We start from the raw sequence: 23,553 nt of genomic DNA, 5'->3' as shown, positions 1-23,553 counted from the left end.
TGGGTGCGCCGCGCTCGGACACGCGGTGCACCCAGCCTACGTCCCGGTTCACGCCGCCCGGTCAGCCGCCGAGCGTCTCGCCCTCGGCGATGCGCACCCCGCGCGCCCAGTCCGCCGCCCGCATCGGCTTCTTGCCCTGCGCCTGCACCCACAGCAGCGCGACGGCGTACGAACCGGTGCCGACGTGGACGTCGTTCTTGCCGACGGCGAGCGCGCCCGGGGCGAGGTCGGTGCGCTGCGGCGCCGGGGCGGCCTGGATCAGCTTGAGCCGCTCGCCGCGAAACGTGGTCCAGGCGCCGGGCGCCGGTGTGCAGCCGCGTACCACGCGGTCCACGCGCAGGGCGGGCGCCGTCCAGTCGACCCGGGCGTCCTCGACGGTGATCTTGGGGGCGAGGGTGACACCCTCGGCCGGCTGCGGCACGGCCTCGAGGGTGCCGTCCTCGATGCCGTCCATCGTCGCGGCGAGCAGTCCGGCCCCGGCGAGGGCGAGCCGGGTGAGCAGGTCGCCGCTGGTGTCGGTGGGCCGGATCCGCTCGGTGACGGTGCCGTAGACCGGGCCGGAGTCGAGTCCTTCCTCGATGAGGAACGTGGACGCGCCGGTGATCTCGTCCCCGGCCATGAGGGCGTGCTGCGCGGGGGCGGCGCCGCGCCAGGCGGGCAGCAGGGAGAAGTGCAGGTTGACCCAGCCGTGGGCGGGGATGTCGAGGGCCGCCCTGGGCAACAGGGCACCGTAGGCGACGACCGGGCAGCAGTCCGGGGCGATCTCCTTCAGCCGCTCCAGGAACTCCGGGTCCCGCGGCTTGAGGGGCTTGAGCACCTCGATCCCGGCCTCCTCCGCCCGCTCGGCGACCGGGCTCGCGACCAGCCTGCGCCCGCGCCCGGCCGGCGCGTCGGGCCGGGTGACGACGGCGGCCACCTCGTGCCGCCCGGAGGCGAGCAGGGCGTCCAGAGCGGGAACGGCGACCTCGGGGGTACCGGCGAAGACGAGCTTCATGGGGTGGCTTGGGCCTCTCGGGCGGGTTGGACGGCGGGCAGCGCACCAGTCTATGACCACGGACGGAAGGCCGCGGCTGACGGGCGGGGCGGGGCGGGGTGGCGGGTGGCGGGTGGGGCGGCAGATGACGGGGCCGAGCGGCGGGCGGCGGGCGGCGGAGCGGGCAGCAGACGACCGGGCCGGACAGCGGACGACAGACCAGGCTCCGGACCACAGAGCCGAGCCGCAGACGACCGGGCCAGGCAGCGCACGACAGGTCGAACGGGCGACCACGGAGCCGGGCAGCAGGTGACGGGGCCGGGCGGCAGATGACGGGGGGAGGCCGTCGGCCGGCAGTGCGGCGCGCGTCCGGCGCACCGGGGGCGTACGCATGTTTCCCTACGCCCCCATACCGTGACCCGCGGAGGGCAAGCGCGTTGGTCAAGGAAGAGTTGACCACAGCGGGCCGCCTGCTCGGCCCGATTCCTTTCAACGCCGGTTCGAGAGGCTTGTTCATGGCCGACCACGCAACCCACGACGCCCAGGCCCGGGCGAGCCTGCACTTGCTGGTGCGGGACATCGAGCGGGTCCGCCGGCAGGTGGACGCGCTGCGCACGCTCACCGCCCAGCTGGGCAACGTCTACCGCCCACGCCACTCCGGCCCCTCCACGGGCTTCGTCGTCTACGGACGCGCCCCCGCCCCGACCGTCCGTCTCGCGCAGGAGCTGCGGGACAGCGTCGAGACCCTGGTCACGGCCGCCGTGGACTTCGACCGCTCCCTCGGCTTCTCGTGGGACGCCGTCGGCTCGGCCCTCGGCGTCACCAAACAGGCGGTCCACCGGCGTTACGGCGCCCGCCGCGCGGCGGCCCAGGCGGCCCCCGAGACCGAGCGCACCCCGGAGCCGACGGGCAGCCGTACGGTCAATGTCGGCACCGGCATCGCCACGGTCCCCGCGGCCCGCTCCATGCCGACCCAGCCGATGTCCGGCAGCCCGGTCCTGCGCGACGAGCCCCGCCCCACCGCCTTCCCCAGCCCCCGCAACGGCTGACGACCCCATCCCGTGTCCCCTCCCGGCGGGCATCCGGGAGGGTTCTGACACTCCCGCCGACCGGGCATCGACGACGCCCGTCGGCCCCCCTCTCACACGGTCCCGGGCGCAGCAGGACACCATGCGGCCCGCTCACCGCCCCGGCCCGACGGCCGCCGGGCACCCCGGCGAGACCCGTGCCCGTACGACGCGGAACGGCCTCGGCCGCCGCGCCGAGCCCTCGGGGCACACCTCCAGGAACACCGGCCCCACAGCCCCAACCACCCGACCTGACCGGCGATCCGCCCACCGCGGGGCACCAACCAGCCCGCGCCGCACGGAGACTCGGACCTCTGCGCGCCCGCGGCCCGGCCGGGACACACGCCTTCGGCGAACGGCAGTACAGGCAGCCGGAGTTCGCACCCCCTCACCACGCCGGCGTCGCCGAGTCAGCCGATGTCCGGTGGGTCGACGCGTACCCACACCGGGTCGTGGTTTCCGCGGGCCATACGGGCCGCCTGGGCGGACTTCAGGGCGGAGGCCAACGCGGCCCCGCTGCCGGGCGGGACGCGGATCAGGGCCCGGGTCCAGTGCTCGCCGGGCGGGGGCGCACCAGAGCGGCGGGGGCGGCCCGGAGGCGTGACCGGCAGCGGAACAGGGCCCAACACCTCTGCCTCCCGCGGCAGTTCGACGGCGGGCAGGAAGTCCGACACCGCCTCCTCCGGACCCGACACGGCCGCCATGCGGGACACCGGCGGAAACCCGAGTTCAGCGCGTTCGGACAGCTCCCGCAGAGCGTGACCGACGGGGTCCCAGCGCACCAGCGCCTGCACCGGCCGCAGGGTCGGCTCGGCGACGACGACCACGGTGCCGCCCGCCGGCTGCGGCCGGACGAGCGCCGCCGCGGCGATCCAGCGCCGCAGCGCGTCCTCACCGGCGCGCAGATCGGGACGCCCGAGCATGGCCCAGCCATCCAGGAGCAGGGCCGCCGCGTACCCGCCCTCGGCGACCGGCTCCGCGCCCGGGGTGCTCACCACCAGCGCGGGTGTCCCCGGCACCGTGTCCAGCACGTGCTCGCGTCCCGAGGTCCGCACGGGTACGGACGGGAACGCCCGGCCCAGTTCCTCGGCGGTCCGCCGGGCCCCGACGACCTGGGCCCGCAGCCGGAACGAGCCGCACTCCGGGCAGTGCCAGGCGGACTCCTCCCGACCGCACCAGCCGCAGGCGAGCGCCCCCGCGTCCTGTCCCTGGAGGGGTCCCGAGCAGTGCCGGCACCGCGCGGGCGCCCGGCACTGTGCGCAGGCCATCCGCGGTACGTAGCCCCGGCGGGGCACCTGCACCAGCACGGGCCCGTGCCGCAGTCCCTCCCTGGCCGCCTGCCAGGCCAGCGAGGGCAGCCGGGCCGCCCGCGCGGCCTCGTCCCGGGCGAGCTCGGCGTCGCCCACCGTGCGCACGAGCGGAGCCGCCCGCCGCACCTGCTCCCTCGCGGCGACGAGCGGCCGGGCCCAGCCGCTCTCGACGAGCTGTGCCGCCTCCACCGTGCAGCTCCAACCACCCAGCAGGAAACCGCACTTGTCCTGCGCGGCGCGCAGCAGCAGCACCTCGCGGGCGTGCGGCTGCGGCGCGTGCTGCTCGCTGTGGCTGTCGTCCCCGTCGTCCCACAGCGCGACCAGCCCGAGATCCCGCACCGGCGCGAACATGGCGGCCCGGGTGCCGACGACGGCCCGTACGGATCCCCGGCGCACGGCGAGCCACTGCCGGTACCGCTTCTCGGGCCCCGCGTCGGCGGTGAGCAGCGCGTGTCGTCCCTCGCCGAGGAGGGCCGTCAGCGCGGCGTCCACCCGGGCGGCGGCCCGCCCGTCCGATACGACGACGAGTGCACCGCGTCCCGAGGCGAGGGCGGCTGCGACGGCGAGGGCCAGTTCCTCGCTCCACTCGGGCCCGGGCAGCGCGTTCCACACGGCACGCGGCGAGCCGCCAGCGGCCAGGGCCTGCACGAACGCGGCCCCCCGCTCGTAGCGGGCCCAGGAGCCCGCGTCGGGTGCGGGCGGCGGCGGCAGGGGTGCGGGCGAGGGCCGTTCCTCGGCGCGTGCCCTGCGCGGCGGCACGGCGAGTTGGAGTACGTCGGCGAGGCTGCCCGCGTACCGGTCGGCGACGGCCCGTGCCAGGCCGAGCAGTTCCTCGCTGAGCACGGGCTCGGGCGACACGACCTGGGCGAGCGCGGCGAGCGGTCCCGCGTAGTCGGACTCGGCCCGGCGCTCTATCAGGTACCCGTCGATGAGCCCGCCGCCCTCGCGCCGTCCCTCGCGCACCCGGTGCCGTCCGGCTCCGAAACGCACGCGCACCCGCACCCCGGGCCGCGCGTCGGCGTCCAGTTCGGCGGGCACGGCGTAGTCGAAGTAACGGTCGAGGTGCAGTGCGCCCTTGTCGACCAGTACGCGCGCCACGGGCAGTTCCCCGGCGAGCGCGGCACCGCGCCAGGTGCGTGGCTTGGCCCGCGGCTCCTTCGCCTTGCGCACGCTCTCCCGGATGAGCGCAAGCTGTTCCGGCGGCGCCCCCTCGGCCCCGCCGTCCCCCGTCCCGTTCTCGCTGCTCACGCTTGCATTCTTACCAAACGGGACCGACAACCGACGGCGGGCGAGGCCCGGACCCTCCTGGGGTCCGGGCCTCGCTCGGGTCTCGCGGCGGACGGGGTCGTGCGGCCCCGGTCCTACAGCCCCGCCGCCTCGCGCAGCGCGTCGACGCGGTCGGTGCGCTCCCAGGTGAAGTCGGGCAGCTCGCGGCCGAAGTGGCCGTAGGCGGCGGTCTGGGCGTAGATCGGGCGGAGCAGGTCGAGGTCGCGGATGATGGCGGCCGGACGCAGGTCGAAGACCTGGTCGATCGCCTTCTCGATCTTCTCGGGCTCCACCTTGTGGGTGCCGAAGGTCTCCACGAACAGGCCCACCGGCTCGGCCTTGCCGATCGCGTAGGCGACCTGGACCTCGCAGCGGGAGGCCAGGCCCGCCGCCACCACGTTCTTGGCGACCCAGCGCATCGCGTACGCGGCCGAGCGGTCCACCTTGGACGGGTCCTTGCCGGAGAAGGCGCCGCCGCCGTGGCGGGCCATGCCGCCGTAGGTGTCGATGATGATCTTGCGACCGGTCAGTCCGGCGTCGCCCATCGGGCCGCCGATCTCGAACCGGCCGGTGGGGTTGACCAGCAGCCGGTAGCCCTCGGTGTCCAGCTTGATGCCGTCGTCCAGCAGCGCCTTCAGCTCCGGCTCGACGACGAACTCGCGGATGTCGGGCGCCAGCAGCGAGTCCAGGTCGATGTCGGAGGCGTGCTGCGAGGAGACGACCACGGTGTCCAGGCGGACCGCCTTGTCGCCGTCGTACTCGATGGTGACCTGGGTCTTGCCGTCCGGGCGCAGGTAGGGGATCGTGCCGTTCTTGCGCACGTCCGACAGGCGCTTGGACAGCCGGTGCGCCAGGAAGATCGGCAGCGGCATCAGCGTCGGGGTCTCGTCGGAGGCGTAGCCGAACATCAGGCCCTGGTCGCCCGCGCCCTGTCGGTCCAGCTCGTCGAAGTCGTCGCCCTCGGCGCCGCCCTCGACCCGCGACTCGTACGCCGTGTCCACGCCCTGTGCGATGTCCGGGGACTGCGCGCCGATCGAGACGGACACGCCGCAGGAGGCGCCGTCGAAGCCCTTCTTGGAGGAGTCGTAGCCGATCTCGAGGATCTTGTCTCGGACCAGGGTCGCGATGTCCGCGTAGGTCTTGGTCGTGACCTCGCCGGCCACGTGCACCAGGCCTGTGGTGATCAGTGTCTCCACGGCGACCCGGGACGTCGGGTCCTCGCGCAGAAGCGCGTCGAGAATGGTGTCGCTGATCTGGTCAGCGATCTTGTCGGGGTGACCCTCGGTCACGGACTCCGAGGTGAAGAGGCGACGGGACACAACGCTCCCTGGGGTTGCAGCGGCTGCTGGCTGATCATTGGCGGACGGGCACGGGGCTGCGCCCGGCGTCGTCCGAGAACAGTTTATCGGTCGCGCTCGGCCACCGGCCCACCTGTCTCGCCTCTCGGGAGCGCTGTGACCTGCGGCACGGGCATTCTGCCCAAGCCCGGCGACCTTGACCAGAGTCGCCACGCGCCGGGCTTCGACGTTCGAGGGGGCCGGGCGAGGGCAGGGGGCGCTCAGCCCAGCCGGGCGGCCACCAGGTCCCACACGGTGTCGGCCAGCGCCTCCTTCGGACCGTGCGGCACGGGGGTCTCGCCGCCGTCGGCGGCCAGCACCACGGCCTCGTTCTCCTCCGCGCCGAAGGTCCTGCGCTCCCCCACCTCGTTGACCACGAGCAGGTCGCAGCCCTTGCGCGCGAGCTTCTTGCGCCCGTTGGCGAGGACGTCGTCGGTCTCAGCCGCGAAGCCCACGATCACCTGTCCGGGCCGCGCCCGTTCGGCTGATATCTCCGCGAGGATGTCCGGATTGCGTACCAGCGCGATGGGCGCGGGGTCCTCGCCGTCCTTCTTCTTGATCTTGCCGGCCGCGTAGGTCGCGGGGCGGAAGTCGGCGACGGCGGCGGCCATGACCACCGCATCGGCGTCCGCGGCGGCCTTCAGCACCGCCTCCCGCAACTGCACGGCCGTGCCGACCCGGACCAGGTCCACGCCCGCCGGTTCCGGCAGGACGGTGTTGGCGGCGACGAGCGTGACCCGGGCCCCGCGGGCCGCCGCCGTCCGCGCGAGGGCGTAGCCCTGCTTGCCGGAGGAGCGGTTGCCGAGGAAGCGGACGGGGTCGAGGGGCTCGCGGGTGCCGCCGGCGCTGACGACGACGTGCCGCCCGGCGAGGTCGGGCTCGGTCGCGCCCCGGGCGAGCACTCGGCGGCAGACCTCGAAGATCTCCGCCGGGTCGGGCAGCCGGCCCTTTCCGGTGTCGACGCCGGTCAGCCGGCCGACCGCCGGTTCGATGACGACGGCGCCGCGGCGGCGCAGCGTCGCCACGTTGTCCTGGGTGGCCGGGTGCTCCCACATCTCGGTGTGCATCGCGGGGGCGAAGACCACCGGGCAGCGGGCGGTGAGCAGGGTGTTGGTCAGCAGGTCGTCGGCGAGGCCGTGGGCGGCCCTGGCGAGCATGTCGGCGGTGGCGGGGGCGACGACCACCAGGTCGGCCTGCTGCCCGATGCGGACGTGCGGGACCTCGTGGACGTCGTCCCAGACCTCGGTGGAGACGGGGTGGCCGGACAGGGCGGACCAGGTCGCGGCGCCGACGAAGTGCAGCGCGGAGGCGGTCGGCACCACACGCACGTCGTGACCCGACTCGGTCAGCCTGCGCAGCAGCTCGCACGCCTTGTAGGCGGCGATGCCGCCACCGACCCCCAGAACGACCTTGGGCTTGCTCACCGGGCCTCCCCGCACTCGACAACAGGCACGCCGCGGCTCGTCGGCGTACGCGTCCATGCTGCATCATCGCGGGATCGACTCCCGCACCCCCCGAGCACACCACAGGCCCGGCAGTCGCGCTGCCGGGCCTGTGGAAAAACCTACTGCGATCTGCAGATATGAAGAACCGCAGAAATTACTGAACCGGGCCCTCGATGGCCTCGGACGTCAGCAGACCCGCGTTGATCTCGCGCAGGGCGATGGAGAGCGGCTTCTCGTGGACGTGGGTGTCGACGAGCGGACCGACGTACTCGAGGAGGCCCTCGCCGAGCTGCGAGTAGTACGCGTTGATCTGGCGGGCCCGCTTGGCCGCGTAGATCACGAGGCTGTACTTCGAGTCGGTGGCCTCGAGGAGCTCGTCGATCGGCGGGTTGATGATGCCCTCGGGCGCGGAGATGGAAGAGGACACGCTCTACCTTCCGATGGATGGGAAAGAATCAGTCGGTGCGACCGTCACGATCACACAACGTCCATCAAGGCTAGCAGCTCGCGAGCCACGTCCTCGACGGAGGTGTTGACCAGGGTCTCGTGGAACTCCGGCTCGGCCGCGAGTTCGACCTTCGCCGCCTCCAGCCGCCGTTCGATGACCTCGGGCGGCTCGGTCCCCCGCCCGGTGAGCCTGCGCACGAGCTCCTCCCAGGAGGGAGGAGCCAGGAACACCAGCCGGCCCTCGGGCATGGACTCGCGGACCTGCCGGGCGCCCTGGAGGTCGATCTCCAGCAGCACCGGCACACCCGACTCCAGGTGCTCCAGCACGGCGGCGCGCGGCGTGCCGTAGCGGTTGCCCGCGAACTCGGCCCACTCCAGCAGCTCGCCGTTGGCGATCATCTTGTCCATCTCCTCGTCGGTGACGAAGAAGTAGTGGACGCCGTGCTGCTCACCGGGGCGGGGCTTGCGGGTCGTCGCGGACACCGACAGCCAGACCTCGGGGTGTTCCTTGCGCATATGGGCGACGACCGTGCTCTTGCCGACCCCTGAGGGGCCGGAGAGCACGGTCAGCCGCGGACGTGCGTCCGGGGGTACGGGGGTCGCGCCCCGGGGTGTTACAGCCATGCGCCGATTATTCCAGCAATCGCACGGTGCCCGGGACTCCAACCCCAAGCCCCCGGATTCAGGAGCCGGTGCTGCCGAACTCGCGCTCCAGGGAGGCGATCTGGTTGGACCCGAGGCCGCGCACGCGACGGCTCTCGGAGATGCCGAGCCGCTCCATGATCTGCTTGGCGCGGACCTTGCCCACGCCCGGCAGGGACTCAAGAAGGGCGGAGACCTTCATCTTGCCGATGACGTCGTTCTCCTGGCCCTGCTTGATGACCTCGTGCAGGGAGGCGCCGGAGTGCTTGAGTCGATTCTTGACCTCGGCCCGCTCCCGGCGAGCCGCGGCGGCCTTTTCGAGCGCGGCTGCGCGCTGTTCAGGGGTTAGGGGCGGAAGAGCCACGCCTACGTCACCTCGGATGTCGAACTGTCGGATACGGACCGGTGAGGAACCTAGTCGCCCCACACCTGGGGAGCTACGAGCAACACGCTTGCCCGTTCTCCCCCACTGCCTGGAGGGCGTGGGAGGCGCCCCCACTCGACGGAGACTAGCGGTCCCGTCCGCCAGAGTCAGCGAGAACAGCGGAAAAGTCCTGGTCAGCCTCCGTCAGGCCGGGCATTTAGGACATAATGCCCTGGATTTGAGGATGTATCCAGACTCAGGCGGGCCCCGGGCCGCCCGCCCGATGACTCAGCCGCCGGTCACCGCGGTCCTGATCTCCTCCGCGAAGCGTTCCGCGGCGCCGCGCAGCGCCCCCACCTCGGGACCGTGACGCAGAACACCCCGGCTGACGCTCGGGACCACGTTGCGCACCGCGGAGCCGAACACCCGCGGAAGATCGGCCGGCGTCGCTCCCTGCGCGCCGATCCCCGGCGCGAGCAGCGGCCCGCCCATGTCCAGGTCGTACGACGACAGGTCGCCCAGCGTGGCCCCCACCACCGCGCCGAAGGAGCCCAGCGGGGCCTGCGCCGCGTTCTCCTCGGCGAGGTGCGCGAGCACGGTCGCGGCGACGGAGCGGCCGTCGGGCCGCACGGCGTGCTGGACCTCGGCGCCCTCCGGGTTGGAGGTCAGGGCCAGCACGAACAGACCCGCGCCGCTCTCCCGCGCCAGGTCGACCGCGGGCCTCAGCGATCCGTAGCCGAGGTACGGCGAGACGGTGAGCGCGTCCGAGAACAGCGGCGCGTCCTTGCGCAGGAACGACTCGGCGTAGGCGGCCATGGTCGAGCCGATGTCGCCGCGCTTGGCGTCCATGACGACCAGCGCCCCGGCCGCCCGGGCCTCCTCGACCGACTTCTCCAGGACGGCGAGGCCGCGCGAGCCGAAACGCTCGTAGAAGGCGCTCTGCGGCTTCAGGGCGGCCACCCGGCCGGCCAGCGCCTCCACCACGGTGCGGCTGAACCGCTCCAGACCGGCCACGTCGTCGTTCAGGCCCCACTCGGCGAGCAGCGAGGCGTGCGGATCGATGCCGACGCACAGCGGGCCGCGCTCGTCCATGGCACGGCGCAGACGCGCGCCAAAGGGTTCAATCGGGCTCATGCCGTCTCCCCTGCCTTCCTTACGTCGGCGCCGACCGCGTCGGCGAGGGTGGCGTACGGGCTGGTCCGCAGGCGTGCGGCGAGCCCCTTGTGGATCGCGCGGCTCCAGAAGGGCCCCTGGTACACGAAGGCGCTGTAGCCCTGGACCAGGGTGGCGCCGGCCAGGATGCGCCGCCAGGCGTCCTCGGCGTTCTCGATGCCGCCGACGCCGACCAGGGTGATGCGGTCGCCCACGCGCGCGTAGAGGCGGCGCAGCACCTCCAGGGAGCGCGCCTTCAGCGGCGCGCCCGAGAGCCCGCCGGTCTCCTTCACCAGCGAGGACGCGGACGTCAGCCCGAGTCCCTCGCGCGCGATGGTGGTGTTGGTGGCGATGATCCCGTCCAGGCCCAGTTCCACGGCGAGGTCGGCGACGGCGTCGACGTCCTCGTCGGCGAGGTCCGGCGCGATCTTCACCAGCAGCGGCACCCGGCGCCCCGGCACGACCCGGCCGGCGGCCTCGCGCACGGCGACGAGGAGCGGGCGCAGCGCCTCGGTGGCCTGGAGGTCGCGCAGTCCGGGTGTGTTCGGCGACGAGACGTTGACGACCAGGTAGTCGGCGTACGGGGCCAGCCGCTCGGCGGACTTCACGTAGTCGCCGACGGCCTCCTCCTCCGGGACGACCTTGGTCTTGCCGATGTTGACGCCCACGACGGTCCTGAACACGGGCGTGCGCGAGGCCAGGCGCGCGGCGACGGCGAGCGAGCCCTCGTTGTTGAAGCCCATGCGGTTGATCAGCGCGCGGTCCACGACCAGCCGGAAGAGCCGCTTCCTGGGGTTGCCGGGCTGCGGCTCCCCCGTGACCGTGCCGATCTCGACGTGGTCGAAGCCGAGCATCGACATCCCGTCGATCGCCACGGCGTTCTTGTCGAAGCCGGCGGCGAGCCCGAAGGGGCCGTGCATCCGCAGCCCGAGGGCCTCGGTGCGCAGTTCCTTGTGGCGGGGGGCGAGCACGGCGGCCGCGAAGGTGCGCAGCACCGGGACGCGGGCGGCGAGCCGGATCCAGCGGAAGGCCAGGTGGTGTGCCTGTTCCGGGTCCATCCGCTGGAAGAACAGACGGAAGAAGAGCTTGTACATCACTGAGTCCTCGGGTGTCCTCGGGGCCTCATGGGTCCCCATGGGTCCTCGTGCGAAGGGGGACACCGTTTCCGGTGTCCCCCTCGGGGCCGCTAGTCGCGGATCGCGGTCAGGAATCCCGCGTGTTCCTGGAGGGAGCGGACACCCACCTCGCCGCGGTGGAGGGCGTCGATGCCCTGGACCGCCGCGGCAAGTGCCTGGACCGTCGTCAGGCACGGCACGGAGCGCGCCACGGCCGCGGTACGGATCTCGTAGCCGTCCAGGCGGCCGCCGGTGCCGTACGGGGTGTTGACGATGAGGTCGACCTCGCCGTCGTGGATGAGCTGGACGATGGTCCGCTCGCCGTTCGGCCCGGCGCCCTGGGACTGCTTGCGCACGACCGTGGCGTTGATGCCGTTGCGCTTGAGCACCTCGGCCGTGCCGGAGGTGGCGAGCAGTTCGAAGCCGTGGGCGACCAGCTCACGGGCCGGGAAGATCATCGACCGCTTGTCCCGGTTGGCGACCGAGATGAAGGCGCGGCCCTTGGTCGGCAGCGGGCCGTAGGCCGCCGACTGCGACTTGGCGTACGCGGTGCCGAAGACGGAGTCGATGCCCATGACCTCGCCGGTGGAGCGCATCTCGGGGCCGAGGACCGTGTCCACGCCGCGTCCGGAGGTGTCCCGGAAGCGGCTCCAGGGCAGCACGGCCTCCTTGACGGAGATCGGCGCGTCCAGCGGCAGCGTGCCGCCGTCGCCGTTCTTCGGCAGCAGCCCCTCCTCGCGCAGTTCGGCGATGGTCGCGCCCAGCGAGATCCGGGCGGCGGCCTTGGCGAGCGGCACGGCGGTCGCCTTGGAGGTGAAGGGGACCGTACGGGAGGCGCGCGGGTTGGCCTCGAGGACGTAGAGGATGTCGCCGGACAGCGCGAACTGGATGTTGATCAGGCCGCGCACCCCGACACCGCGCGCGATGGCCTCGGTGGAGGCCCGCAGCCGCTTGATGTCGTACCCGCCGAGCGTGATCGGCGGCAGCGCGCACGCCGAGTCGCCGGAGTGGATGCCGGCCTCCTCGATGTGCTCCATGACACCGCCGAGGTACAGCTCCCCGCCGTCGTAGAGGGCGTCGACGTCGATCTCTATGGCGTCGTCGAGGAACCGGTCGACGAGCACCGGGCGGGAGGGGCTGATCTCGGTCGACTCGGCGATGTACGCCTCCAGGCGCGCCTCGTCGTACACGATCTCCATGCCGCGGCCGCCCAGGACGTAGGACGGGCGGACCAGGACCGGGTAGCCGATCTCGTCGGCGATGGTCTTGGCCTGGGCGAAGGTGGTCGCGGTGCCGTGCTTGGGGGCCGGCAGGCCCGCCTCGGCCAGCACCTGCCCGAAGGCGCCCCGGTCCTCGGCCGCGTGGATCGCCTCGGGCGGGGTGCCGACGATCGGCACGCCGTTGTCCTTCAGGGCCTGTGCCAGGCCCAGCGGGGTCTGGCCGCCGAGCTGGACGACGACACCGGCGATGGGGCCGGCCTGCCGCTCCGCGTGGACGATCTCGAGGACGTCCTCCAGGGTCAGCGGCTCGAAGTACAGCCGGTCGGAGGTGTCGTAGTCGGTGGAGACGGTCTCCGGGTTGCAGTTGACCATCACGGTCTCGTACCCGGCGTCGTGCAGCGCGAAGGAGGCGTGCACGCAGGAGTAGTCGAACTCGATGCCCTGGCCGATGCGGTTGGGGCCGGAGCCCAGGATGATCACCGCGGGCCTCTCGCGCGGGGCGACCTCGTTCTCCTCGTCGTAGGAGGAGTAGAAGTACGGCGTCCTCGCGGCGAACTCGGCGGCGCAGGTGTCGACCGTCTTGTAGACCGGGCGGATGCCGAGCGCGTGCCGCACCTCGCGGACCACGTCCTCGCGCAGGCCCCGGATCTCGCCGATCTGCTGGTCGGAGAAGCCGTGTCGCTTGGCCTCGGCGAGGAGTTCGGCAGTGAGCTCGGGCGCGTCGGCCAGCTCGTCGGCGATCTCCTTGATCAGGAACAGCTGGTCGACGAACCACGGGTCGATCTTCGTGGCGTCGAAGACCTCCTCGGCCGTGGCGCCCGCGCGGATGGCCTGCATCACCGCGTTGATCCGGCCGTCGGTCGGGCGGACGGCCTCGCGCAGCCGTTCGTGCCGGTCGCCGGGGTCGCCGACGAACGTGAACCGGCTGCCCTTCTTCTCCAGCGAGCGCAGGGCCTTCTGGAGGGCCTCGGTGAAGTTGCGGCCGATGGCCATGGCCTCGCCGACCGACTTCATGGTGGTGGTCAGCGTGGAGTCGGCCTGCGGGAACTTCTCGAAGGCGAACCGGGGCGCCTTGACGACCACGTAGTCGAGGGTCGGCTCGAAGGAGGCCGGGGTCTCCCGCGTGATGTCGTTGGGGATCTCGTCGAGGGTGTAGCCGACGGCAAGCTTGGCGGCGATCTTGGCGATGGGGAAGCCGGTCGCCTTGGAGGCGAGCGCGGAGGAGCGCGACACGCGCGGGTTCATCTCGATGACGATGACCCGGCCGTCCTCGGGGTTCACCGCGAACTGGATGTTGCAGCCGCCGGTGTCGACGCCGACCTCGCGGATGACGGCGATGCCGATGTCCCGCAGGATCTGGTACTCGCGGTCGGTGAGCGTCATCGCCGGGGCGACGGTGATGGAGTCGCCGGTGTGCACGCCCATCGGGTCGAAGTTCTCGATGGAGCAGACGACCACGACGTTGTCGTGCTTGTCGCGCATCAGCTCCAGCTCGTACTCCTTCCAGCCGAGGATGGACTCCTCCAGGAGCACCTCGGTGGTCGGCGAGAGAGTCAGGCCCTGTCCGGCAATGCGGCGCAGTTCCTCCTCGTCGTGCGCGAAGCCGGAGCCGGCGCCGCCCATGGTGAAGGAGGGGCGGACCACGACCGGGTAGCCGCCGAGCTCGTCGACGCCGGCCAGGACCTCGTCCATGGTGTGGCAGATCACGGAGCGGGCGGACTCGCCGTGCCCGGTCTCGCGCCGGACGGCCTCCACGACCGCCTTGAACTGGTCGCGGTCCTCGCCCTTGTGGATGGCCTCGACGTTGGCGCCGATCAGCTCGACGCCGAACTTCTCCAGGACGCCGTTCTGGTGCAGCGAGATGGCGGTGTTGAGCGCGGTCTGGCCACCCAGGGTGGGCAGGAGGGCGTCGGGGCGCTCCTTGGCGATGATCTTCTCGACGAATTCCGGGGTGATCGGCTCGACGTAGGTGGCGTCGGCGATCTCCGGATCGGTCATGATCGTCGCGGGGTTGGAGTTGACGAGGACGACCCTGAGGCCCTCGGCCTTCAGGACGCGGCACGCCTGGGTGCCGGAGTAGTCGAACTCGGCGGCCTGGCCGATGACGATCGGGCCGGAGCCGATGACCAGGACGGACTGGATATCGGTGCGCTTAGGCACGCTGGCCCTCCATCAGGGAGACGAAGCGGTCGAACAGGTAGGCGGCGTCGTGGGGTCCCGCGGCCGCTTCGGGGTGGTACTGGACGCTGAAGGCCGGCTTGTCGAGCAGCTGGAGGCCTTCCACCACGTTGTCATTGAGGCAGACGTGGGAGACCTCGACACGGCCGAAGGGGGTGTCGGAGACCGCGTCGGTGGGGGCGTCGACGGCGAAGCCGTGGTTGTGCGCGGTGACCTCGACCTTGCCGGTCGTACGGTCCTGCACCGGCTGGTTGATGCCGCGGTGGCCGTACTTCAGCTTGTAGGTGCCGAAGCCCAGAGCGCGGCCGAGGATCTGGTTGCCGAAGCAGATGCCGAACAGCGGCGTGCCGCGCTCCAGGACGCCTTGCATGACGGACACGGCGTGGTCGGCGGTGGCCGGGTCGCCGGGGCCGTTGGAGAAGAACACGCCGTCGGGCTCGACCGCGTACACGTCCTCGACGGTGGCGGTGGCGGGCAGCACGTGCACCTCGATGCCGCGTTCGGCCATGCGGTGCGGGGTCATGCCCTTGATGCCGAGGTCGACCGCGGCGACGGTGAACTTCTTGTCGCCGATCGCGGGGACCACGTACGCCTCCTCGGTGGCCACCTCGGCGGACAGGTCCGCGCCCTCCATCCGGGGCGACTCGAGGACCCGGGCCAGCAGCGCGGCGTCGTCCTGGACGGCCGGGCCGCTGAAGACGCCGACGCGCATGGCTCCGCGCTCGCGCAGGTGGCGGGTGAGCGCGCGGGTGTCGATGCCGCTGATGCCGACGACGCCCTGCGCGGCGAGCTCCTCGTCCAGGGTGCGCTGGGCACGCCAGTTGGAGGGCCGGCGCGCGGGGTCGCGCACGACGTAGCCGGAGACCCAGATCCGCTTCGACTCGGGGTCCTCGTCGTTGACGCCGGTGTTGCCGACGTGCGGGGCGGTCATGACGACGACCTGGCGGTGGTACGACGGGTCGGTGAGCGTCTCCTGGTAGCCGGTCATCCCGGTGGAGAACACGGCCTCGCCGAACGTCTCCCCCACGGCCCCGTAGGCACGGCCGCGGAAGATCCGGCCGTCCTCCAGGACGAGTACGGCGGGAACCCTCGAGGTTCCCCTGGTGGAGGTGGTCATCGTTCGGCGCCTTCCGTGCTGTTCTTCTCGATCATGGAGTTGAGGGCCTCGACCCATTCGGTGTGCTCGGCCGCCCGGTCGGAGCGGAACCCGGAGTCGATCAGGCGATCGCCGTGCTCCCAGGTCACGACGAGCAGCCCGCCCTCGGTGAGCACCTTGCCGGCGATGCCCTTGTCGAGCCGGGCCCCGCGCAGCCGCTCGGCCGGGACGAAGAAGTCGCTCGCTCCGGAGCGCACCACGTCCAGGCCCGCGCCGGTCAGGGTCAGCTCGGCCCGGCTGCGGGTGCCCAGGCCGCGCGCCACGATGCGGTCCAGCCACTGTCCGGCGGTGGTGGAGCCGTGGTAGCGGCCGGTCATCGTCAGCTTCGCCGGACCGGGCTCCTCGGGCGTGCTCGGCAGCTCGGGCAGATCGCCCTGGAGGGTGGCGCGCCACTTCCAGCCCTCGCGCATCAGCCAGTAGACGAGGGCGATGAACAGGACGAGGCCGATCAGCCAGCCGATACGGGCGGCCCAGTCGGTGACCTCGGCCGATTTCCCTTCCGTGGCGATTTCGGTCGCGAGCCCGGCTGCGAGCAGAGGTGCAGGTGTCACGTGAGCTTCCCGTCGACGAGCGTGGCCTTGCCCCGGAGCCACGTGTGGGTGACACGGCCCGGCAGCTCACGTCCCTCGTACGGGGTGTTCCTGCTGCGCGAGGCGAAGCCCGCGGGGTCCACCTGCCCACGGTATGCCGTGTCGACCAGCGTGAGGTTGGCGGGCTCACCTGCCGAGACGGGGCGGCCGTGGCCGGCGGCCCGCCCGATCCCGGCCGGCGCGAAGGACATGCGGTCCGCGATGCCCGCCCAGTCCAGCAGGCCGGTGTCGACCATGGTCTCCTGGAGCACCGACAGCGCGGTCTCCAGGCCGACCATGCCCATGGCGGCCGCGGCCCACTCGCAGTCCTTGTCCTCGTGCGGGTGCGGGGCGTGGTCGGTGGCGACGATGTCGATCGTGCCGTCGGCGAGCGCCTCGCGCAGGGCGTGCACGTCCCGCTCGGTGCGCAGCGGCGGGTTGACCTTGTAGACCGGGTTGTAGGTGCGCACCAACTCGTCGGTGAGGAGCAGGTGGTGCGGGGTGACCTCGGCGGTGACCTGGATGCCGCGGGACTTGGCCCAGCGGACGATCTCGACGCTGCCCGCGGTCGACAGGTGGCAGATGTGGACGCGGGAGCCGACGTGCTCGGCGAGCAGCACGTCGCGGGCGATGACCGACTCCTCGGCGACGGCCGGCCAGCCGCCCAGGCCCAGTTCGGCGGAGACGACGCCCTCGTTCATCTGGGCGCCCTCGGTCAGCCGCGGTTCCTGGGCGTGCTGGGCGACGACACCGCCGAAGGCCTTCACGTACTCCAGCGCCCGGCGCATGATCACCGCGTCGTCTACGCACTTGCCGTCGTCGGAGAAGACGGTGACCCCGGCGGCCGACTCGTGCATGGCGCCGAGTTCGGCGAGCTTCCTGCCCTCCAGGCCGACCGTGACGGCGCCGATGGGCTGCACGTCGCAGTAGCCGTGCTCCCGGCCCAGACGCCAGACCTGCTCGACGACGCCGGCGGTGTCGGCCACGGGGAACGTGTTGGCCATGGCGAACACGGCGGTGTAGCCGCCGGAGGCGGCCGCGCGGGTGCCGGTCAGGACGGTCTCGGAGTCCTCCCGGCCCGGCTCGCGCAGATGGGTGTGCAGGTCGACCAGGCCCGGCAGCAGCACCTTGCCGTCGGCCTCGACGATCTCCGCGCCCTCGGCGGACAGCCCGGTGCCGACCGCCTCGACGGCCTCGCCGTCGATCAGGACGTCCTGCGGCGCGCCGCCGAGCACCTTGGCACCACGGATCAGGATCTTGCTCATGTCTCTTACTTCTCCTCGGTGGTGCGGGCTTGGGAAGCGGGTTCCATGCCGCCGAGCAGCAGGTACAGCACGGCCATGCGGATGGAGACGCCGTTGGTGACCTGCTCGACGGCGGTGCAGCGGTCGGAGTCGGCGACCTCGGCGGTGATCTCCATGCCGCGGACCATCGGACCGGGGTGCATCACTATGGCGTGCTCGGGCATCCTCGCCATCCGCTCGCCGTCCAGCCCGTAGCGCCGCGAGTACTCGCGCTCGGTCGGGAAGAAGGCGGCGTGCATCCGCTCGCGCTGCACGCGGAGCATCATCACCGCGTCGGACTTGGGCAGCGTGGCGTCGAGGTCGTAGGAGACCTCGCAGGGCCAGGACTCGACGCCGACCGGCAGCAGGGTCGGCGGGGCGACCAGGGTGACGTCGGCGCCGAGGGTGTGCAGCAGGTCGATGTTGGACCGGGCCACCCGGCTGTGCAGCACGTCGCCGACGAGGGTGACGCGCCTGCCGGACAGGTCCTGGCCGAGGCCCGCGTCCCTGCCGACCAGCCGGCGGCGCAGGGTGAAGGCGTCGAGCAGGGCCTGGGTGGGGTGCTGGTGGGTGCCGTCGCCGGCGTTGATGACGGCGGCGTCGATCCAGCCGGAGTTGGCCAGCCGGTACGGGGCCCCGGAGGCGCCGTGCCGGATGACCACGGCGTCGACGCCCATGGCCTCCAGGGTCTGGGCGGTGTCCTTCAGGGACTCGCCCTTGGACACCGACGATCCCTTGGCGGTGAAGTTGATGACGTCCGCGGACAGCCGCTTCTCCGCGGCCTCGAAGGAGATCCGGGTGCGGGTGGAGTCCTCGAAGAAGAGGTTGACGACGGTGCGGCCGCGCAGGGTCGGCAGTTTCTTGATCGGCCGGTCGGCGACCCGGGCCATCTCCTCGGCGGTGTCGAGGATCAGGACGGCGTCGTCGCGGGTGAGGTCGGCGGCCGAGATGAGATGACGCTGCATCTGTCAGGCTCCGTAAGGCGGTTCATTCGGGAGAATTGGGGCAGACGGGCGCGTGCGAGGGCACACGCGCCGGGCGTACGGCGATGCGTACGCGCGCGTGTTACGGCTGGTCGCCCTGGGCGGCCGGCTTGGCGCCGAGCAGCACGGTGTCGCGACCGTCCTCCTCGGTGAGCAGGACCTTGACCGTCTCCCGCAGCGACGTGGGGAGGTTCTTGCCGACGTAGTCGGCGCGGATCGGCAGTTCGCGGTGGCCGCGGTCGACGAGGACGGCGAGCTGCACCGCGCGCGGGCGCCCGATGTCGTTCAGGGCGTCGAGGGCGGCGCGGATGGTGCGGCCGGAGAAAAGCACGTCGTCGACGAGGACGACCAGGCGGCCGTCGATGCCGTCACCGGGGATCTCGGTGCGGGCCAGCGCACGCGGGGGCTGCATGCGCAGGTCGTCGCGGTACATGGTGATGTCGAGCGAGCCGCAGGAGACCTTGCGCTCGGTGATCTGCTCGAGTTTGACGGCGAGCCGCTGGGCGAGGAAGACGCCCCGGGTCGGAATGCCGAGGAGCACCACGTCGTCGGCGCCCTTGGCGCGCTCGACGATCTCGTGGGCGATGCGGGTCAGCACCCGCTCGATGTCGGGGCCCTCGAGAACGGGCCGGGCATCGGAGGCTTGCGCGGTTTCGTGCGAGTCCATAAGAAACGGACCTCCTTCTCCGCCTCACGGGACGGACCTTAAAGGACGTCGGAATTGCGCCATACACGCTACCAGGTGCCGGAGGCCTCCCCGATCACCCCTTTGGCGCAACGGGCCGCGGTTACCACGGAAGCGGCGCTGCGGACCATTCGGCTTGACGCGGCAGAGTAACGCTGCGTAACCTCACAGTGAGTTACCAGCCGCGCGGCGTGGCACCCGAGCCAGTCGCGTCGACACAGTGTCCGGGGAGCCATATGTCCAGCGAATACGCCAAACAGCTCGGGGCCAAGCTCCGGGCGATCCGCACCCAGCAGGGCCTTTCCCTCCACGGTGTCGAGGAGAAGAGCCAGGGACGCTGGAAGGCGGTCGTGGTCGGTTCGTACGAGCGCGGCGACCGTGCCGTGACCGTGCAGCGCCTCGCCGAGCTGGCGGACTTCTACGGGGTCCCCGTGCAGGAGCTGCTGCCGGGCACCACCCCTGGCGGCGCCGCCGAGCCCCCGCCGAAGCTGGTCCTGGACCTGGAGCGGCTGGCCACGGTGCCGGCCGAGAAGGCGGGCCCGCTCCAGCGGTACGCGGCGACGATCCAGTCCCAGCGCGGTGACTACAACGGCAAGGTGCTCTCCATCCGCCAGGACGACCTGCGCACACTCGCCGTCATCTACGACCAGTCGCCCTCGGTCCTCACCGAGCAGCTGATCAGCTGGGGCGTGCTGGACGCGGACGCGCGCCGCGCGGTGGCGTCCCACGAGGAGAGCTGACCGCTCGGCAGACCTAGCAGAAACGTGCCGCCGGGGTGGCCGGAACCGTTTGGTTTTGGCCACCCCGGCGGCTTTTTTGCGCGGCCCTGAAGGGGCGGACGCGGCCCTGGCGGGGTGGGCGTGGTCCGGTGGGCCCGGGGGCGCGTGAACGGACGCCGAGGGGCCCGCAGCAGTCGTGCTGCGGGCCCCTGCGAGTCCGTGCGGGCACCGGCTGCAGGCCGGGCCCCTCTCTCACACCTGGTCGCGGCGGAGGGAGGGCTTGAGCTCCTTCAGACGGCCCAGCAGGCCGTTGACGAACGAGGGCGACTCGTCCGTCGAGAACTCCTTCGCCAGCTGCACCATCTCGTCCAGCACGACGGCGTCCGGGGTCTGGTCGACCCAGATCAGCTCGTACGCGCCGAGCCGCAGGATGTTGCGGTCGACGACCGGCATGCGGTCGAGCGTCCAGCCGACCGCGTACTGCGCGATCAGTTCGTCGATCCGGGTCGCGTGCTCCGCGTAGCCCTCGACGAGCTGCATCGTGTACTCGCTCACCGGCGGCTGCCGGGTGTCGGTCCGGGAGAGCCGGATCCAGTCAGCGAGGACCGTCAGGACGTCGACGCCGCGCTGGTCACCCTCGAAGAGGATCTGGAAGGCACGCTTGCGGGCCGTATTGCGGGCGGCCACGGTTAGCTGTTCACCCGGCCGAGGTAGTCGCTCGTACGGGTGTCGACCTTGATCTTCTCACCGGTGGTGATGAAGAGCGGGACCTGGATCTGGTGGCCGGTCTCCAGGGTGGCGGGCTTGGTGCCACCGGTGGAGCGGTCGCCCTGGACGCCCGGCTCGGTCTCGGCGACGGTCAGCTCGACGGCGGCCGGCAGCTCGACGAAGAGCACCTCGCCCTCGTGCTGGGCGACGGTGGCCTCGAAGCCCTCGATCAGGAAGTTGGCGGTGTCGCCGACGACCTTGCGCTCGATGTGCAGCTGGTCGTAGGTCTCCATGTCCATGAAGACGAAGTAGTCGCCGTCCATGTAGGAGAACTGCATGTCACGCTTGTCGACGGTGGCCGTTTCGACCTTGACGCCGGCGTTGAACGTCTTGTCGACGGTCTTCCCGGAGAGCACGTTCTTGAGCTTGGTGCGCACAAAGGCCGGGCCCTTGCCGGGCTTGACGTGCTGGAACTCGACGACGGACCACAGCTGGCCGCCGTCGAGCTTGAGCACCATGCCGTTCTTGAGGTCGTTCGTGGAAGCCACGGTTGCGGAATCTCCTGGACTGACGTACGACCGGGGGCAGGCGCACAGCGCGAGGCTAGAGCGCGAGGAGCTCCTTGGTCGTGATGGTGAGTAGCTCGGGTCCGCCGTCCGCCTCGGGGCGCACGACGAGCGTGTCATCGATCCGGACACCGCCCCGGCCCGGGAGGTGGACCCCCGGTTCGACGGTGACCGGCACGCAAGCGTCCAGTTTACCCATGGACGAAGGGGCCAGCTGCGGGTCCTCGTCGATTTCGAGTCCGACCCCGTGCCCGGTGAGGGGTTGCAGGCCCTCGGCGAACCCGGCCGAGTCCAGTACCTGGCGTGCGGCGCGGTCCACGTCGCGGTAGGCGGCGCCGGGGGCCAGGGCCTCCCGTCCGGCGCGCTGGGCTGCGAAAACCAGGTCGTAGAGCTGGATCTGCCAGTCCGCCGGAGACGTGCCGATCACGAAGGTCCGGCCGATCTCGCAGCGGTAGCCGCGGTAGGCGGCGCCCAGGCACACCGTGAGGAAGTCGCCCTCCTCGACCCGTCGGTCGGTGGGCCGGTGGCCGCGGCGGCCGGAGTTCGGGCCGGTGGCCACGGAGGTCGGGAAGGCGGGTCCGTCGGCGCCGTGGTCGACGAGCCGCCGCTCCAGCTCCAGGGCGAGATGGCGCTCGGTGCGGCCGACCAGGATGGACTCCAGCAGCTCGCCCAGGGCCTGGTCGGCGATCTCGGCGCCGATTCTCAGACAGGAGATCTCCTCCTCGTCCTTGACGACGCGGAGCTGCTCGACCGCGCCGCCCAGGTCGGCCAGGCGCAGCCGGGGCGCCACCGAGCCGAGGGCGCGGTAGCGGGCCACCGTGAGGTGGTGCTCCTCCACGGCGAGCGAGTCGGCGCCCTGGGTCCGGGCGTGGTCGGCGGCGGCGACGGCCGCGTCGCCGCCGGGGGGTTGGGGCAGGACCTGTACCAGCAGCGCCTCGTCGGGGCGGCCCTCGCAGGGCCTGTCGTCCGGCGGGCTCTGGCACACCAGCAGGTCCTCGTGCCTTCCGAGAAGCAGGACGGCACCCTGCGGGGCCGCCCCCGCGAGGTACCGCACATTGGCGGGACGAGTCACCAGCGCCGCCGCGCTGCCGCCCGCGTTGCAGCGCTCCCTCAGCCGGGTCCGGCGGGCCGCGTACACCTCTGACATGAACCGAGCGTAAGAGTCATGGCTCAATATCGCCGTTCGAGAGGTCCGAGTGGGTCTGCCGGGTCCCGGCTTCGGGGCGCCGGGGGCCGTGTCCGGCGGTCGGGCCGCCTGCCCGGGACTGCCGGGCGCGGCCGCGTCCTACCAGTTCGGGGGGCTGGCGATGGCGCGGGACAGGACCTCGTCCAGGACTCTGGCCGTGGCCGGGACGTCGAGCTGGGAGTTGTCGATGATGGGGAGGCCGGATCCGTACCAGCCGGCCATGCGGCCGTGGATGCGGGCGACCTCCTCGTCGGTCAGCCGGCGGTTTCCGGAGCGCTCGGCGTTGCGCTCCAGGACGATGTCCAGGCCGGGCAGCAGCACGACCGGGAGCAGGCCGGGGCCGACGTGGCGCTTCCAGCCGCCGAGCCCGACGACCGGGCGGTCGGGGAAGACGGCGTCGTCGAGGATGCACGAGATGCCGTTGGCGAGGAAGTTGCGGGCGGCGAAGCCGCAGGTGCGGCGGGCGAGGCGGTACTGCGCCTCGGAGTGGTCGTTCCAGCCCGACTGCGGGTCGGCGAAGCCGGAGCGGACCCACTCGCGGACGTCGTCGAGGCTGATGTGCGCGGTGGGCACGCGGCGGTGGTCGGCCCAGTACTTGGCGACGCTCGTCTTGCCCGCGCCCGCCGGACCGATCAGCAGCACCGCCAGCGTGGTGGTCGTCGGGTCGGGCGCGGTCTGGGCCGGCGGCACGCTGGGCATCCCGACCGGACCGCCCGGCGGCAGCCGGACATGGCCAGTGGCATCCGGCGCGGGCGGCGCGGCGGGCGGGGGGATCGCGGGGGCCGACTGATGGGGGCTCTGGGGGTGCGGGTTCTGGGGGTGGGGCGCGGATGGAGGCGGCCCTTGAGGATGCGGACTCCGGGGATGCGGCGCCGACGGAGGCGGACCTTGAGGACGCGGGCTCTGAGGGTGCGGCGCGGACGGGGGCGAGCCCTGAGAATGTGGTGCTGACGGACGCGGGCCCGGCGGTTGCGGCGCCGACGGGGACAGACCCTGAGGACGCGGGCTCTGAGGGTGGGGCGCCGACGGAGGCGGACCCTGAGGACGCGGAGTCTGGGGATGTGGCGCCGACGGAGGCGGGCCCGGCGGTTGCGGTGTCGGGGCGCCGGGATAGCCGGATGCCGGAGGCGGCGGGGGCACGGGCGCGGGGCCCTGGGGCGCACCCGGGTGCCGCGGCCCCGG

At 72.3% G+C, this 23,553-nt stretch carries 21 protein-coding genes; 2 read left to right on the top strand and 19 right to left on the bottom strand.

Annotated elements, in window-relative coordinates:
* Positions 1–61 precede the first annotated feature (61 nt).
* Positions 62–994 (bottom strand): methionyl-tRNA formyltransferase, encoded by a 933-nt coding sequence (gene fmt / locus ACIQFZ_RS08020; RefSeq protein WP_383059332.1) that lies wholly within the window; start codon positions 992–994, stop codon positions 62–64.
* 494 nt (positions 995–1,488) lie between these two features.
* On the opposite strand from fmt, the gene ACIQFZ_RS08015 reads away from it, so the two are divergent.
* Positions 1,489–2,022: a hypothetical protein gene (locus ACIQFZ_RS08015; RefSeq protein ID WP_365428292.1), complete on the top strand. Its 534-nt coding sequence runs from the start codon at positions 1,489–1,491 to the stop codon at positions 2,020–2,022.
* Between the two features lie 428 nt (positions 2,023–2,450).
* Here the strand turns inward: ACIQFZ_RS08015 and ACIQFZ_RS08010 are convergent, their stop codons facing one another.
* The 14 genes from ACIQFZ_RS08010 to pyrR form a co-directional block, all read right to left on the bottom strand.
* Positions 2,451–4,598: a primosomal protein N' gene (locus ACIQFZ_RS08010; protein ID WP_402690835.1), complete on the bottom strand. Its 2,148-nt coding sequence runs from the start codon at positions 4,596–4,598 to the stop codon at positions 2,451–2,453.
* A 113-nt stretch (positions 4,599–4,711) separates the two neighbouring features.
* A complete protein-coding gene (gene metK, locus ACIQFZ_RS08005) occupies positions 4,712–5,935 on the bottom strand; it encodes a methionine adenosyltransferase (protein WP_376398834.1) in 1,224 nt (407 codons plus the stop codon).
* A gap of 239 nt (positions 5,936–6,174) precedes the next feature.
* Positions 6,175–7,377 carry a bifunctional phosphopantothenoylcysteine decarboxylase/phosphopantothenate--cysteine ligase CoaBC gene (gene coaBC / locus ACIQFZ_RS08000; protein ID WP_402690834.1) on the bottom strand — a complete coding sequence of 401 codons (1,203 nt, stop codon included), beginning with the start codon at positions 7,375–7,377 and terminating at the stop codon, positions 6,175–6,177.
* 175 nt (positions 7,378–7,552) lie between these two features.
* Complete coding sequence (rpoZ, locus tag ACIQFZ_RS07995; RefSeq protein ID WP_009187588.1) at positions 7,553–7,825, bottom strand: DNA-directed RNA polymerase subunit omega; 273 nt, start codon at positions 7,823–7,825, stop codon at positions 7,553–7,555.
* A 50-nt stretch (positions 7,826–7,875) separates the two neighbouring features.
* Positions 7,876–8,469 carry a guanylate kinase gene (gmk, locus tag ACIQFZ_RS07990; RefSeq protein ID WP_376652319.1) on the bottom strand — a complete coding sequence of 198 codons (594 nt, stop codon included), beginning with the start codon at positions 8,467–8,469 and terminating at the stop codon, positions 7,876–7,878.
* 58 nt (positions 8,470–8,527) lie between these two features.
* Positions 8,528–8,851 (bottom strand): integration host factor, encoded by a 324-nt coding sequence (locus ACIQFZ_RS07985; protein ID WP_003977346.1) that lies wholly within the window; start codon positions 8,849–8,851, stop codon positions 8,528–8,530.
* Positions 8,852–9,139: 288 nt separating this feature from the next.
* Complete coding sequence (pyrF, locus tag ACIQFZ_RS07980) at positions 9,140–9,985, bottom strand: orotidine-5'-phosphate decarboxylase (protein WP_402690833.1); 846 nt, start codon at positions 9,983–9,985, stop codon at positions 9,140–9,142.
* On the bottom strand, positions 9,982–11,097 hold the full coding sequence (locus tag ACIQFZ_RS07975) for a quinone-dependent dihydroorotate dehydrogenase (RefSeq protein ID WP_402690832.1): 1,116 nt from the start codon (positions 11,095–11,097) through the stop codon (positions 9,982–9,984). Before ACIQFZ_RS07975 ends, pyrF begins: the two co-directional genes overlap by 4 nt.
* A gap of 92 nt (positions 11,098–11,189) precedes the next feature.
* Entirely contained in the window at positions 11,190–14,498 is a 3,309-nt protein-coding gene (gene carB, locus ACIQFZ_RS07970) for a carbamoyl-phosphate synthase large subunit (protein ID WP_402690831.1), read from the bottom strand.
* The gene (gene carA / locus ACIQFZ_RS07965; protein ID WP_376652322.1) at positions 14,491–15,633 is read right to left on the bottom strand and encodes a glutamine-hydrolyzing carbamoyl-phosphate synthase small subunit; all 1,143 of its coding nucleotides are present in this window, start codon (positions 15,631–15,633) and stop codon (positions 14,491–14,493) included. Before carA ends, carB begins: the two co-directional genes overlap by 8 nt.
* Positions 15,630–16,223, bottom strand: a complete 594-nt coding sequence (locus ACIQFZ_RS07960; RefSeq protein WP_402690830.1) for a hypothetical protein — start codon at positions 16,221–16,223, stop codon at positions 15,630–15,632. The genes carA and ACIQFZ_RS07960 overlap by 4 nt, the downstream gene beginning before the upstream one ends.
* Positions 16,220–17,506: a dihydroorotase gene (locus ACIQFZ_RS07955; protein ID WP_402690829.1), complete on the bottom strand. Its 1,287-nt coding sequence runs from the start codon at positions 17,504–17,506 to the stop codon at positions 16,220–16,222. Before ACIQFZ_RS07955 ends, ACIQFZ_RS07960 begins: the two co-directional genes overlap by 4 nt.
* 5 nt (positions 17,507–17,511) lie before the next feature.
* On the bottom strand, positions 17,512–18,489 hold the full coding sequence (locus tag ACIQFZ_RS07950) for an aspartate carbamoyltransferase catalytic subunit (protein ID WP_365428897.1): 978 nt from the start codon (positions 18,487–18,489) through the stop codon (positions 17,512–17,514).
* Positions 18,490–18,589: 100 nt separating this feature from the next.
* Entirely contained in the window at positions 18,590–19,174 is a 585-nt protein-coding gene (gene pyrR, locus ACIQFZ_RS07945) for a bifunctional pyr operon transcriptional regulator/uracil phosphoribosyltransferase PyrR (RefSeq protein WP_383059321.1), read from the bottom strand.
* A 254-nt stretch (positions 19,175–19,428) separates the two neighbouring features.
* Between pyrR and bldD the strand changes: the two genes are divergently transcribed.
* On the top strand, positions 19,429–19,932 hold the full coding sequence (gene bldD, locus ACIQFZ_RS07940; RefSeq protein WP_004990661.1) for a transcriptional regulator BldD: 504 nt from the start codon (positions 19,429–19,431) through the stop codon (positions 19,930–19,932).
* 231 nt (positions 19,933–20,163) lie between these two features.
* Here the strand turns inward: bldD and nusB are convergent, their stop codons facing one another.
* The 4 genes from nusB to ACIQFZ_RS07920 form a co-directional block, all read right to left on the bottom strand.
* On the bottom strand, positions 20,164–20,598 hold the full coding sequence (nusB, locus tag ACIQFZ_RS07935) for a transcription antitermination factor NusB (RefSeq protein ID WP_383059319.1): 435 nt from the start codon (positions 20,596–20,598) through the stop codon (positions 20,164–20,166).
* Positions 20,599–20,600: 2 nt separating this feature from the next.
* The gene (efp, locus tag ACIQFZ_RS07930) at positions 20,601–21,167 is read right to left on the bottom strand and encodes an elongation factor P (RefSeq protein ID WP_365428905.1); all 567 of its coding nucleotides are present in this window, start codon (positions 21,165–21,167) and stop codon (positions 20,601–20,603) included.
* 55 nt (positions 21,168–21,222) lie between these two features.
* A complete protein-coding gene (locus ACIQFZ_RS07925) occupies positions 21,223–22,332 on the bottom strand; it encodes an aminopeptidase P family protein (protein ID WP_383059318.1) in 1,110 nt (369 codons plus the stop codon).
* 138 nt (positions 22,333–22,470) lie between these two features.
* Positions 22,471–23,361 (bottom strand): AAA family ATPase, encoded by an 891-nt coding sequence (locus ACIQFZ_RS07920; RefSeq protein WP_402690842.1) that lies wholly within the window; start codon positions 23,359–23,361, stop codon positions 22,471–22,473.
* Positions 23,362–23,553: the final 192 nt, after the last annotated feature.

It is taken from the genome of Streptomyces sp. NPDC093064 (genome assembly GCF_044754605.1).
Taxonomy (GTDB): Bacteria; Actinomycetota; Actinomycetes; order Streptomycetales; family Streptomycetaceae; genus Streptomyces.
Note: the sequence above shows the minus strand (reverse complement) of the source record. Positions and strands in the feature narration are given on the sequence as shown.

Excerpts from the sequence above, each read along its gene's own strand:
- fmt (WP_383059332.1), bottom strand. The coding sequence starts at position 994 with ATGAAGCTCGTCTTCGCCGGTACCCCCGAGGTCGCCGTTCCCGCTCTG.
- ACIQFZ_RS08015 (WP_365428292.1), top strand. The coding sequence starts at position 1,489 with ATGGCCGACCACGCAACCCACGACGCCCAGGCCCGGGCGAGCCTGCAC.
- gmk (WP_376652319.1), bottom strand. The coding sequence starts at position 8,469 with ATGGCTGTAACACCCCGGGGCGCGACCCCCGTACCCCCGGACGCACGT.
- pyrF (WP_402690833.1), bottom strand. The coding sequence starts at position 9,985 with ATGAGCCCGATTGAACCCTTTGGCGCGCGTCTGCGCCGTGCCATGGAC.
- ACIQFZ_RS07975 (WP_402690832.1), bottom strand. The coding sequence starts at position 11,097 with ATGTACAAGCTCTTCTTCCGTCTGTTCTTCCAGCGGATGGACCCGGAA.
- carA (WP_376652322.1), bottom strand. The coding sequence starts at position 15,633 with ATGACCACCTCCACCAGGGGAACCTCGAGGGTTCCCGCCGTACTCGTC.
- ACIQFZ_RS07955 (WP_402690829.1), bottom strand. The coding sequence starts at position 17,506 with ATGAGCAAGATCCTGATCCGTGGTGCCAAGGTGCTCGGCGGCGCGCCG.
- ACIQFZ_RS07950 (WP_365428897.1), bottom strand. The coding sequence starts at position 18,489 with ATGCAGCGTCATCTCATCTCGGCCGCCGACCTCACCCGCGACGACGCC.
- pyrR (WP_383059321.1), bottom strand. The coding sequence starts at position 19,174 with ATGGACTCGCACGAAACCGCGCAAGCCTCCGATGCCCGGCCCGTTCTC.
- bldD (WP_004990661.1), top strand. The coding sequence starts at position 19,429 with ATGTCCAGCGAATACGCCAAACAGCTCGGGGCCAAGCTCCGGGCGATC.
- ACIQFZ_RS07925 (WP_383059318.1), bottom strand. The coding sequence starts at position 22,332 with ATGTCAGAGGTGTACGCGGCCCGCCGGACCCGGCTGAGGGAGCGCTGC.